Genomic DNA, 12,258 nt, shown 5'->3' with positions numbered 1-12,258 from the left:
GTCAGCTTTTCTGCTGGCGCAGCATCGTCAGGCAATGCTGCAACTTGTCATCCAGTGGCGCTTCCATGCGGAGCGTCTCACCCGTGTTGGGATGCGTAAAGGTCAGCGCGGCCGCATGCAGGAACAAGCGGTTAAGCCCCGTAGAGGACAGCTGGCTGTCAAACGCGCGATCGCCGTAGCGGTCGTCGAATGCAATAGGATGACCGGCATGCAGCGTATGCACACGAATCTGGTGGGTACGTCCGGTAACCGGGCTGGCTTTTACAAGGGTGGCGAAGTCGAAGCGCTCTTCCACTTTAAACCGGGTTTCTGAAGGCTTGCCGTCGCTGCTCACGCGTACCATGCGCTCACCGCTTTGCAGAATGTTTTTCAGCAACGGCGCCTGAACCACTTTCAGATGCGATGGCCAGTTACCCTGAACCAGCGCCAGATAGTCTTTCTGCATGCCTTTCTCACGCAGTTGTTCGTGCAGCGAGCGCAAGGCTGAACGCTTTTTGGCCACCAGCAGGACGCCAGAGGTGTCACGATCCAGACGGTGCACCAGCTCCAGGAAGCGAGACTCAGGACGCAGGGCGCGCAAGCCTTCTATCACGCCAAAGCTCAGGCCGCTGCCACCGTGTACCGCTGTACCGGACGGCTTATTCAGCACCAGCAGATGATCGTCTTCAAAGAGAATGGCATTGGCTAAAGAAGCCACTTTGGCCAGCTTGGGCGAAACGGCCTCTTCGTCCCGTTCGGCCACCCGGACGGGCGGGATACGCACCTCATCGCCCTCTTCCAGCTTATATTCTGGCTTGATGCGTTTCTTGTTAACCCGCACCTCGCCTTTACGCACGATGCGATAAATCATGCTTTTCGGCACGCCCTTTAACTGGGTGCGCAAAAAGTTGTCAATGCGTTGTCCGGCATTTTCAGCCGTGATGGCGACAAAGTGTACGCCTGGATTCTCTGTTTTCATGGCGGCGATTCTAAATAGTGTCCCCTGATAGCGCCACCCCTTTTTCTGTGCTTAACTCTTTGCGTCTCGTCAGGAAGCGTAATGTGATTGCTGTGATTTTCAGCAGCGCGGGTGCACTTCTTGTCGTAGGGTTCTTAAAATGTAAAGAAAATTGATCAGTGAGTTAAAGTCACCTTGCTATATGAAGGTTAGCAGTGGAATAATGCTTGGGTTTCTTAGCTGAAGATTCAGATAAGAAAAAAAACGAAATTAGTTATTTTGTCGGATTGAGCAGACACGCAGCAATGGCGTAAGACGTAATGCGAAATCAGACACTTAGCGGGCTGCGGGTTGCGGCCTGGACATGAGATGGAGTGCACGGGTTTACTGAATTATCTCTCGCATTTCCACTATCTGGTGCTGTTGTTCCTTATGAAAAACAGGCCACCGACGTTATTTGCGCCCCTCGCGCGGTCGATAACCGTGAGGTTGACGACATTGCACTAAGTCACGGGGCCATCGGTTGATACTCGTCCAGGGTAACTATGCCCGCAGCTTTAATCACTCATGAAAGAATAACGAGTACGTTACGATGAAAAGAATGTTAATCAACGCAACTCAGCAGGAGGAGTTGCGCGTTGCCCTGGTTGATGGTCAACGTCTGTACGATCTGGATATCGAAAGCCCAGGACACGAACAGAAAAAAGCCAATATCTACAAAGGTAAAATCACCCGTATCGAACCCAGCCTTGAAGCGGCCTTCGTCGATTACGGTGCAGAACGTCACGGTTTCCTCCCTCTGAAAGAAATTTCCCGCGAATACTTCCCTGCTAATTACAACTCACACGGTCGTCCGAACATTAAAGACGTGCTGCGTGAAGGTCAGGAAGTCATTGTTCAGATTGATAAAGAAGAACGCGGCAACAAAGGCGCTGCGCTCACTACCTTTATCTCTCTGGCCGGTAGCTATCTGGTATTAATGCCAAATAACCCGCGCGCGGGTGGGATTTCTCGTCGGATTGAAGGTGATGACCGTACCGAACTGAAAGAGGCGCTATCGGCGCTGGAACTCCCTGATGGCATGGGGCTGATTGTTCGCACGGCGGGCGTCGGTAAATCAGCCGAATCGCTGCAGTGGGACCTTAGCTTCCGTCTGAAGCATTGGGAAGCCATCAAAAAAGCGGCTGACAGCCGCGCGGCCCCGTTCCTGATCCATCAGGAAAGCAACGTGATCGTGCGCGCCTTCCGCGACTATCTGCGTCAGGATATCGGTGAGATTCTTATCGATAACCCGAAAGTGCTTGAGCTGGCACGTCAGCATATCGCCGCGCTGGGCCGTCCGGACTTTAGCAGCAAAATTAAGCTCTACACCGGTGAGATTCCGCTGTTCAGCCATTACCAAATCGAATCGCAAATCGAATCCGCTTTCCAGCGTGAAGTTCGCTTGCCGTCAGGCGGCTCAATCGTTATCGACAGTACCGAAGCGCTTACCGCCATCGATATCAACTCCGCCCGTGCCACGCGCGGTGGCGATATTGAAGAAACCGCCTTTAATACCAACCTGGAAGCGGCAGACGAAATTGCTCGCCAGCTGCGTCTGCGCGACCTGGGCGGCCTGATCGTTATCGACTTCATCGATATGACACCGGTTCGTCACCAGCGCGCGGTTGAAAACCGTCTGCGTGAAGCCGTCCGTCAGGATCGCGCCCGTATTCAAATCAGCCATATTTCACGTTTTGGCCTGCTGGAGATGTCCCGCCAGCGCCTCAGCCCGTCCCTGGGCGAGTCCAGCCACCACGTCTGTCCACGTTGTAGCGGCACCGGCACTATTCGTGATAACGAATCTCTGTCGCTGTCCATTCTGCGCCTGATTGAAGAAGAAGCGCTGAAAGACAACACCAAAGAAGTGCATGCTATCGTGCCGGTCCCGGTTGCCTCTTACCTGCTGAATGAAAAACGTGAAGCGGTAAATGCTATCGAGAAACGTCAGGGCGGCGTACGTGCGGTCATCGTGCCGGACGACCGGATGGAAACCCCGCACTACTCCGTTCTGCGCGTGCGCAAAGGCGAAGAAACGCAAACGCTGAGCTACCACCTGCCGAAACTGCATGAAGCCGAGATGGCGATGCCATCTGAAGAGGAGCATGCTGAGCGCCGCCGTCCAGAGCAGCCTGCTCTCGCAGCCTTTGTGATGCCCGATGCGCCGCCAGCACCGGCCGAAGCCTCACCGGAAGTGGCCACACCTTCAGCGACTGTGACGCAACCCGCATCAGCGGCCGCGCCGGCCAGTGAAGGTTTTGTCAGCCGTCTGCTGAGTGGATTGAAAAAACTGTTTGCTGGCGAACCAGCTCCGGCGGCTGTCGAGCCGGTTGCCGAGGTGACGGCCCCGCAGAAAACCAGCGAGGACGAGAACGGCAACCCGCGTGGCGATCGTCGTAATAATCGTCGCAACAATAACCGTCGCGAACGTACCCCGCGCAACGGTGATAACGCACAACAGCGCGAATCTCGCGATAACCGTGACGCTCGTGATAACCGTGACTCTCGTGATAACCGTGATAACCGTGGTGAGTCTCGAGATAATCGCGAGCCGCGTGAAGACAATCGTCGTAACAAGCGTCAGGCCCAGCCTAATGACGCGCGTGACGATCGTCCGGTACTGAGCGATGAAGCGCGCCAGCAGCGTGATGAGCAGCAGCAACAGCGCCGCGAACAACGTGCTGAACGTCAGCGTCGTCGTCAGGAAGAGAAACGTGCTCAGCAGGACGCTAACAGCGCGGTGGAACAAACCGCCGAAGCGGTCGCGCCTGCTGCTGTGGATGCGCAGGAAGACGAGCGCGTTCAGGTGATGCCACGTCGCAAACCGCGCCAGCTGACGCAGAAAGTCCGCGTTGGTGATAACAATGACCAGCCGCAGGCCGCCGCCGTTGAATCAGCCGAATCGGCTGACGTTCAAAAGGTGCAGCCTGTTGTCGAAACGTCGCAGGTTGAAGAGACGGAGGAGAACGAAGGTCGCGATAATGCCAATATGCCACGTCGTTCACGCCGTTCACCTCGCCATCTGCGCGTAAGTGGTCAGCGTCGCCGTCGTTACCGTGATGAACGTTATCCGACCCAGTCCGCGATGCCTTTAGACGCCGCTGCGGCTTCGCCTGAGATGGCGTCCGGCAAAGTCTGGATTCGCTACCCGGTCGCGCAAGCGAATGAAGAGCAAATCGTTCAGGATGCGCCTCAATCGACACCGGACTACAGCCGTGAAGAGACTGCACCTGCTGTTGCCCTGCCTGTCGCTACCGAGGAAGCGCCGGCTTCACAGGCTGCGCCAGTACAAATCGCAGAGCCGCAGGCTGACGCCCCGGTTACCGTGGTGAATACTGACGATACTCAGGCCATTGAAGCCCCGGTTCATCATGAACCTTCGGTGATTCCAGCCGCCGCTGAAGCCGGTGCTGAAGCGATCGCGCAACAGGCTCAGCCTGCTGACGCTGTCGAAGCGCCGGAAGTGAGCGTGCCGGAGGTGAAGATGCCGGTTGTCGCAGAATCCGCGCCTGAAGAAACGGCGGATGAGCATGCGGGCACTGAAGTCAGCGCAGCGACCGAAGCGCAGGTGGAAGAGGTTTTACACGCGCCTGTTGCCGCTGAGGAAGACATTACGCCGGTTAGTGAACCTCATGCACCTGTTGCCGCACGCGACATCCCTGTTGAGGCATTAAAAGCCAACGCCGAAACGCGCTGGAAGCACTTTGCTTCTGCACCGATGACCAAGGCACCTGCGCCAGTGTGGCAACCCGAGCCTGCCCGTCAAAGTGACTGGCAACGTCCGGCCTTTAAATTTGAGGGCAGAGGTTCTGCTGGCGGCCACAGCGCCACCCATCAGGCTACTGCACCTGCCACCAAGCCGTAAGGCGCGGTAGCAGCACACACGAACCCGGCTCCGGCCGGGTTTTTTATTGCTTGCACGGCGTAACAGATGATGGTTCGGGGACACGCAGCCCTTAACTGAATGCGGCTCTCAGACAGGACAGCGTTACAGGGATAAAACCGCGCGCGCGAGTCACGCGTTAACGCATGCTTTTCAGAGTGGCCTTGTGGCAACGCACAGGCTGCAGGCAAAAAAAATCCCACCGTCCTTATCAGGACGGTGGGAAAAACTAAGCGCACCCGGTTAAAGTACGCCCAAATTTTTTATGAATTTAACTGAAACAGCGACATCTGAGACATATCGGTAAAGGTCTTGTATGAAGCCTGCAGCGCCTGCTGTTGCATGGTGTAGCTGGAGATCGCCTGGGTGTAATCAACGTCCACCAGGCTGCTCATCTGGGAATCATAAATGACCTTGCGATCGTCCCCCTGCGCATTCAACGTATCTAACTCTTTCAACTGAGTACCGATCTCGGAACGGACGCTGAGCACGTTGTTCAACGAGTTGCTCAAACCACGGCTGGTTTTATCCATTGCCGCAGAAAACGTGGCTTTCGTCGCATCGTCCGCGCCGTTTTGCGGCACTTTCAGCGCACTGATGGCGCTGTCCAGCATGTTAAACAAGTTCGTTTCACTGGTACCGCCGTTAGGCTCTTTCACCGCATTGCTGGTGATAGACATCACGATGCTGTTACCGGTATGACCGATGGTCATGGTACGGTCAGTGTCCACTTTTTGCGTAATGGCGTCGGTTCCGCCCTGATAGGTCACACCGCCCGCACCGTCCACAAACGGCGGGCTATCGGTTTTGTAACCCGCGAAAATATAGCGGCCGTTGGCGTCTTTGCTGTTGACCTGGTTCAGTAACTGCGCACGCACGCCTTCCAGCTGAGTCGCATAGGAGGCGCGGTCATCATCGCTTAAGGAACCGTTTGCCGCGGCCACGATCATCGACTGCGCGCTCATGATGCTGTTCGTGACGCCGTTAAGGGTGTTTTCTTCCAGCGATAATCCCTGGTCGGCAAAGGTACGCGCAACAGAATACTGGCTTGCCTGCGCCTGCGTTTGCGACAGCACGACCGCACGCGAAGCGGCAATCGGGTCGTCTGAAGGATTAGACACTCTGAGTCCGGTGGAAAGCTGTTTTCCCGCGTTTAACCAAGAGGATTGCGCATCGCTAACGCCGCGAACCTGCTGGTCAAAAATCATATTTGTACTGAGTCGCATGATGTCCTCTGCTTTTAGTTGATGCTAAGCAGGGCGTCAAAAACGGTGCTGGCCGTTTTTAAAACCTGCGCATTCGCCATGTAATATTGTTGGTATTTCGTCAGGTTCGCGTACTCTTCATCCAGGTTCACGCCAGAAACAGACTGCTGGCGGTTGGTGAGCTGCGTCACCACGTTCTGCTGTGTCGTGCTGGCGGTTTTGAGTGCCTGGGTTTTGTTGCCAACGGTACTCACCATCGCGCCGTAAGCCTGGGAAATCGTCGCGTTGCCGTTAACGATTTTGGCATCCTGCAACGCCAGCAGCTTTTGCGCATTGCGGTTATCACTTTCACCGCCAGTCGCGGCCGCAGCGGCGATTTGCGATCCGCTGGTAATAGCAACCGACATGCCGTTAACCACGTTCTGAACCGGTTTCACCAGGAAACTGTCTTTGGCGTTTGGCGTGCCGTTGACCGTCAGGCTCATCCCATCCAGATTAAGCGTCGTAACGCCGCCCGAGGTCGTGGGTGTAAGCGTGGTTTTGCTGTTATCTGACAAACGTGTCGCTGACCAGTTTGTTCCGTCATAGCTGACGGTATAGTTTGATGCCTGCAGGGCACTGGTGTTAGTCCACGCGGCCGTCAGGGTGGCAGAAGAGGTATTTTTGCTGTCCCCCTGCGCCGTAGGAGTGCCGATATTAAAGAAGTCGACGCCCTGATTACCGTTGCTGTCGAAGCCTTGCTTATGCACGGCGTTAAAACTGGTTGTAAAGGCCGCCGCTAACTGGCCCAGTTGGTTTTGTGCCAGGTCCAGATCCTGCGAACGAAAGTTCAGCATACCGCCCAGCGAACCCGTAGTTATAGATGATTCGGGAAGCTGCACGTTGCCAGCTTGTGGGTCAACATAACCCACTGTGGTGCGGGTCAGGTCACTGCTGGAGGGCATAGCCACCAGCTTGGTGGACTGAAAACCATTCACCAGCGAAAGGCCGTTAGCCATGGAAACGGTATAGCTTCCATCTTGTTGCGACACTGTCACACCAACGATATTATTCAGACCATTTACTAACTGATCGCGCTGATCCAGCAAATCATTCGGTGTTGCACCGTTAGCCGTGCTGAGTTTGGCAATTTGCTGGTTAAGATTCGAGATCTGCGTGGTGAAGGTATTAATCTGATCAACATTAGAGGCAATGTTGGTGTTCACGCTGTTTTGCATGTTGGTCAGGTACTGCGCCTGGGTCTGGAACTGGTTAACCAGCCCCTGCGAGTTGCTGAGCATCGACTGACGCGCCGCCGGATCGTTGGCGTTACTGACCACGTTCTGCATGTTGCTGAAGAAGCCCTGAATCGCCGTCGACAGGTTAGTGGTCGAGGTCGACATCAGATCGTCAATGTTCGATACCTGCGAATACTGTGTATTCGCTGCGTTATAGGTGGCTGACGAACCGCGCAGCTGAGCCGCGATAAAACTATCATATTCACGCTGAACGCCAGTGACGTTAACGCCGTTGCCGTAATAGCTTTTCCCCTGCAGGGTACTGTTTGCTTCGGCCAGAATGGTGGTCTGACGTGAGTAACCCGCGACAGTGTAGTTACTGATATTGTTACTGGTCGTGCTTAAGGCGGCCTGTGCGGCACTGAGCCCGCTCATTGCGGAGTTAATTATGCTGGACATCTCGGTTCCTTACATTCCCCCGTTAACCGGGTTGCTGTCATCAGTGTGGTCGCCAACATGCGCTGGCGCGCCTGGCTCTTGCTGTTATTATCGGCATGCTTAAGTGAAACTTGAGGCGGAATAATCAGAACAGCGTACTTAAATCCTGGCTATAGGCTTTAACGACTTTCTCGCCCATGCTCTTGAATTGCTGGATCATTCCTACCAGTTTTTGTGCGTATTTCGGATCGGTCGCATAACCCGCGGCCTGTAATGCCTGCGCGCCCTGCTCGGCACTTTGCGCATTGGCCACGGCCGCATAACGCGGATTATTCGAAATCAGTTTGACGTAGTCGTTTAACGCTTCGAAATAGGAGCCATAGACCCGGAATGTCGCGCGCACTTTTTTCGCTTCGCCATGCTCGTATTCGGTGGTCATGATATCGGTTGTTTCGCCCTTCCAGTTGCCGCTGGCTTTAATGCCGAAGACGTTGTAGCTCGGCTTGCCGTCACGGGTCAGGATTTGACGCTGCCCCCAGCCGGACTCCAGCGCGGCCTGCGCCAGAATCAGGTGGTGAGGAATACCGCTTTGCTGGCTGGCAGCCTGAGCAGGCTGCGTCAGTTGCGCAATAAAATCGCGGCTGTCACTGGGCAGACCGGTCGGTGATGGCGCGGGCAGGCGCGGCATCGCTTTACGCACCATCTGCTCCAGCGGCGTTGCCCCTATGCTGCTCATGATAAAGCTGTTATCCAGCTTCATCGGTACGGTTCCGGCGGTTTCGTCCGGTGCTTTGGCGGGTTCCATCTGTTTAACGATGATATCCGCCAGGCCCAGGCCACGTTTACCAATATCCTGCGCAATCTGCTGATCGTACATTGACGTGAAAAGTTTGGTCTGTTCATTGCTGAGTATGCCGTCCTGCGGTAGCGCCTCGCGCATACTCTTCAGCATCATCTGAACAAACATCCCTTCGACCTGCTGTGCCACCTGTAGCGCTTTTCCTTTCGGATCAACAGTCACCTGGCGTTTGAGGTCATTCAGTGAGCGGCTGTCGAAAGCCGCATTCATCAGCGATTGCGCATCGTTCATCAGATAATTTCCAGTTTAGCGCGCAGGCAACCCGCGCTTTGCATTGACTGCAAAATAGACATCAGTTCGATAGGCGATGCCCCCAGGGCATTGAGCGCGCGCACGACACTGTTCAGGTTGGCGCTGGAGTTAACCCGCTGGAGAGCGCCGCCGCTCTGACGCAGATCGATCTGCGTATTGGTGGTGGCCACGGTTTGTCCACCCGCCAGTGGCGTATCAGGCTGGCTCACGTTTTGCTGCTGATTGACCGTGACTGACAGGTTGCCCTGCGCGACGGCACAGGTATTCAGTTTCACTTCACGGTTCATGACGACAGAGCCGGTACGTGAGTTGATGATCACCTTGGCATCTTCTACAGGGACAGACACATCGATATTCTGTATCTCAGCCAGTAAGCGAACCTGTGCACCGTTATTCGGCGATACGCGGACCTGCACAGTGCGCGCATCCAGCGGCTGAGCAGAACCGTATCCGCCACGGGCGTTAATGGCATCCGCAATACGCTGCGCCATAGAGAAATCTTCGGTGTTGAGCTGCAGGTTGATGGTGTTCTGCGAGCCAAAGTTGCTCTGCAGCTCACGTTCAACCGTGGCACCATCGGTAATACGTCCCCCGTTAAGCTGGTTGACCTGCACGCTGCTGCCGCCTGCTGCGGCACCCGCGCCGCCGACCAGGATGTTGCCCTGAGCCAGCGCATAGACCTGGTTATCGACACCTTTCATCGGCGTCATTAACAGCGTACCGCCGCGCAGACTTTTCGCATTACCCATGGACGAGACAACCACGTCCAGCGTCTGTCCCTGGCGGGCAAACGAAGGCAGTTTTGCCGTCACCATAACCGCCGCCACGTTTTTGAGCTGCATGTTGGTGCCAGGCGGGACGGTAATGCCCAGCTGAGACAGCATGTTACTCACGGTCTGCGTGGTAAAAGGCGTCTGGGTGGTCTGGTCACCGGTACCGTCAAGGCCAACCACCAGTCCGTAGCCCAGCAGTTGGTTGTCACGCACGCCCTGGACAGTGGTTAAATCGCGAATCAGATCGGCACGGGCCATCAGGCTTACGCCTAACAGTAACCCCAGACCGACACGCCATAATGCTAACTTTTTCATTGCAACCTCTTAGAACGGCGAGATATTCAGGAAGAAGCGCTGCAACCAGCCCATATTCTGCGCTTCATTGATATAACCATTTCCGACGTACTCAATACGTGCATCGGCGACGGCCGTTGATAACACCGCGTTGCTGGCGCTGATGGTGCGTGGGTTAACCACGCCCGAGAAGCGAATAAACTCGGTGCCCTGGTTGATCTCAATCTGTTTTTCCCCGACCACGTGCAGGTTGCCATTCGACAGAACCTGATCCACCGTGACGGTGATGGTGCCGGTAAAGGTGTTATTGGCAGAAGCCCCGCCTTTACCTGCGAAATCATTTTTGCCACCCGCCGCAAAGTTGGCTTTCTCGCCCGATGCGCCGGCTAAACCGGCTAAACCGGTAGGAACGGCCGTGATGCCCAGACTGCCGCTGCCGTTACGGCTGGCATTCGAGGTTGAACTTTTGCTGGCGCTGACGTTTTCCTGCAAGGTGATGGTCAGCGTATCGCCGATATTACGTGGACGACGATCCTCAAACAGCGGCTGATAACCGTAGTTAAGCGGCGCGACGCCCTGAAAAATTGAACCGTTCACCACCGGTGGTGCAGATGGCAACGGCTGAGCCGTGGTCGCCCCTTGCACCAACGGCGTGCGCGGTACCAGTGCACAACCGTTAAGAGTGAGTAGCAGGCTTGCTACTAACCAATGTCCAGGCTTGAGAATATGTTGCATCGCCACGGAGTCACGACCTTATAAATGACTGTTCTTCAGGCCAGCCTGCGCCGGCCCTGTTCGTATTACAGCTGAGTTAACTTCGCCAGCATTTGATCGGAGGTGCTGATCGCTTTGCTGTTAATTTCATACGCGCGCTGCGTCTGGATCATGGTGACCAGCTCTTCCGCAACGTTAACGTTGGAGGTTTCGGCATAGCCCTGATACAGCAAACCTGCACCGTTCTGGCCCGGCGTACTGTCAGTCGGGGCACCGGATGCCTGGGTTTCTTTGTAGAGGTTTTCACCCACGCTATCGAGACCGGCATTGTTCATAAAGGTGCTCAGCGTTAACTGACCAACCTGGGCGGCCTGTGTCTGCCCCTGCTGGGTAACGCTCACCACACCATCGCGCGACACGGTAATGCTGGTGGCGTTAGCGGGAATCGTGATGCCAGGCTGAACCGGGAAACCGGAGTTGGTCACTAACTGACCATTCTGATCGACCTGAAACGAACCATCACGGGTGTAAGCAGACGTACCATCTGGCATCTGGATTTGGAAAAAACCCTGTCCGTTAATGGCAATATCTTTTGAGTTATTGGTCTGCGACAGATTGCCCTGGGTATGCAGACGTTCGGTCGTCACCGGACGTACACCGGTACCAATTTGCAAACCTGACGGCAGCGTGGTTTGCTCAGATGACTGGGTACCCGGCTGACGCATCGTCTGGTACATCAGGTCTTCAAATACCGCACGTGAACGTTTAAAGCCATTGGTACTGACGTTTGCCAGGTTGTTGGCGATAACGTCCATGTTCATCTGCTGGGCATCAAGACCGGTTTTCGCGATCCATAAAGAACGAATCATGTATTTATCCTCGTGCCTTAGCTGCCGATGCTCAGCAACTGATTGGCTTTTTGTTCGTTTTCGTTGACGTTTGAAATGACTTTCATCTGCATCTCAAAACGTCGGGCATTGGCGATCATATCGACCATGGTCTCAACCGGTTTGACGTTACTGCCTTCCAGAACGCCGGGCATCACCTGCATGTTCGGATCGGCCTGCAGTGCGGCACCGCGAGTCGCCTGCGTCGCGGCGGTCGGACGGAACATGCCATCGTCACCGCGCTGTAACTCTTTACCTGTTGCCTGAACCAGCTTCAGACGACCCAGTTGCACGGTGGCATTGGGTGAGTCGCCAGCGTTCAGTCCGGTAATCGAACCGTCAGCCGCAATCGTGATCTCTGAACCTTGTGGGATCACAATCGGGCCGCCCTCGCCCATGACGGGATTGCCCTGCACCGTCAGCGTGCCGTCCGAACGGATTTGCATGTTGCCGTTGCGGGTATAGGCTTCGCTGCCGTCTGCAGTACGCACTGCAAGCCAGCCATCCTGCTGCATCGCCACGTCCAGCGGACGTTCGGTGTAATCCATTGCACCCTGACTCATATCGGCACCCGGCGTGGATGCCGTTACCAGCGTACGCGTGGGCAGTGACCAGCCGTTAACCGGTACAGCACGCAACGCGTTCAACTGCGCCCGGAAACCGGGCGTTGAGGCGTTGGCGAGGTTGCTGGCGGTAACCGCCTGCTGATCCAGTGTCTGACTGGCCGCGCCCATCGCGGTATATATCGCGTGATCCATAG

General features: G+C 55.5%; 9 protein-coding genes. 1 reads left to right on the top strand and 8 read right to left on the bottom strand.

The genetic code is table 11. The features are described 5' to 3' along the window. Window position 1 precedes the first annotated feature (1 nt). Complete coding sequence (gene rluC / locus DFO57_RS02240; RefSeq protein ID WP_014593424.1) at window positions 2-958, bottom strand: 23S rRNA pseudouridine(955/2504/2580) synthase RluC; 957 nt, start codon at window positions 956-958, stop codon at window positions 2-4. 571 nt (window positions 959-1,529) lie between these two features. On the opposite strand from rluC, the gene rne reads away from it, so the two are divergent. Further along, complete coding sequence (gene rne, locus DFO57_RS02230) at window positions 1,530-4,841, top strand: ribonuclease E (RefSeq protein ID WP_110015021.1); 3,312 nt, start codon at window positions 1,530-1,532, stop codon at window positions 4,839-4,841. 281 nt (window positions 4,842-5,122) lie between these two features. Here the strand turns inward: rne and flgL are convergent, their stop codons facing one another. The 7 genes from flgL to DFO57_RS02195 form a co-directional block, all read right to left on the bottom strand. Continuing rightward, window positions 5,123-6,085, bottom strand: a complete 963-nt coding sequence (gene flgL / locus DFO57_RS02225; RefSeq protein ID WP_013025357.1) for a flagellar hook-associated protein FlgL — start codon at window positions 6,083-6,085, stop codon at window positions 5,123-5,125. 14 nt (window positions 6,086-6,099) lie between these two features. Beyond that, the gene (gene flgK, locus DFO57_RS02220) at window positions 6,100-7,740 is read right to left on the bottom strand and encodes a flagellar hook-associated protein FlgK (protein WP_013025356.1); all 1,641 of its coding nucleotides are present in this window, start codon (window positions 7,738-7,740) and stop codon (window positions 6,100-6,102) included. A 124-nt stretch (window positions 7,741-7,864) separates the two neighbouring features. Further along, entirely contained in the window at window positions 7,865-8,809 is a 945-nt protein-coding gene (gene flgJ / locus DFO57_RS02215) for a flagellar assembly peptidoglycan hydrolase FlgJ (protein ID WP_013025355.1), read from the bottom strand. Next, window positions 8,809-9,918 carry a flagellar basal body P-ring protein FlgI gene (locus tag DFO57_RS02210; protein WP_014606133.1) on the bottom strand — a complete coding sequence of 370 codons (1,110 nt, stop codon included), beginning with the start codon at window positions 9,916-9,918 and terminating at the stop codon, window positions 8,809-8,811. Before DFO57_RS02210 ends, flgJ begins: the two co-directional genes overlap by 1 nt. Before the next feature lie 9 nt (window positions 9,919-9,927). Beyond that, window positions 9,928-10,632: a flagellar basal body L-ring protein FlgH gene (locus DFO57_RS02205; protein WP_014593420.1), complete on the bottom strand. Its 705-nt coding sequence runs from the start codon at window positions 10,630-10,632 to the stop codon at window positions 9,928-9,930. A 65-nt stretch (window positions 10,633-10,697) separates the two neighbouring features. Then, window positions 10,698-11,480, bottom strand: coding sequence for a flagellar basal-body rod protein FlgG (gene flgG, locus DFO57_RS02200; protein ID WP_013025352.1), 783 nt, complete (start codon window positions 11,478-11,480; stop codon window positions 10,698-10,700). A 17-nt stretch (window positions 11,481-11,497) separates the two neighbouring features. Beyond that, on the bottom strand, window positions 11,498-12,256 hold the full coding sequence (locus DFO57_RS02195; RefSeq protein ID WP_014593419.1) for a flagellar basal body rod protein FlgF: 759 nt from the start codon (window positions 12,254-12,256) through the stop codon (window positions 11,498-11,500). Between the last annotated feature and the right edge of the window lie 2 nt (window positions 12,257-12,258).

Source organism: Pantoea sp. AG702 (assembly GCF_003182295.1).
GTDB classification, from domain to species: Bacteria; Pseudomonadota; Gammaproteobacteria; order Enterobacterales; family Enterobacteriaceae; genus Pantoea; species Pantoea ananatis.
This window is presented reverse-complemented; position numbering and strand designations above follow the sequence as displayed.

Excerpts from the sequence above, each read along its gene's own strand:
- flgK (WP_013025356.1), bottom strand. The coding sequence starts at position 7,740 with ATGTCCAGCATAATTAACTCCGCAATGAGCGGGCTCAGTGCCGCACAG.
- DFO57_RS02210 (WP_014606133.1), bottom strand. The coding sequence starts at position 9,918 with ATGAAAAAGTTAGCATTATGGCGTGTCGGTCTGGGGTTACTGTTAGGC.
- rluC (WP_014593424.1), bottom strand. The coding sequence starts at position 958 with ATGAAAACAGAGAATCCAGGCGTACACTTTGTCGCCATCACGGCTGAA.
- flgJ (WP_013025355.1), bottom strand. The coding sequence starts at position 8,809 with ATGAACGATGCGCAATCGCTGATGAATGCGGCTTTCGACAGCCGCTCA.
- flgL (WP_013025357.1), bottom strand. The coding sequence starts at position 6,085 with ATGCGACTCAGTACAAATATGATTTTTGACCAGCAGGTTCGCGGCGTT.
- flgG (WP_013025352.1), bottom strand. The coding sequence starts at position 11,480 with ATGATTCGTTCTTTATGGATCGCGAAAACCGGTCTTGATGCCCAGCAG.
- rne (WP_110015021.1), top strand. The coding sequence starts at position 1,530 with ATGAAAAGAATGTTAATCAACGCAACTCAGCAGGAGGAGTTGCGCGTT.
- DFO57_RS02205 (WP_014593420.1), bottom strand. The coding sequence starts at position 10,632 with ATGCAACATATTCTCAAGCCTGGACATTGGTTAGTAGCAAGCCTGCTA.
- DFO57_RS02195 (WP_014593419.1), bottom strand. The coding sequence starts at position 12,256 with ATGGATCACGCGATATATACCGCGATGGGCGCGGCCAGTCAGACACTG.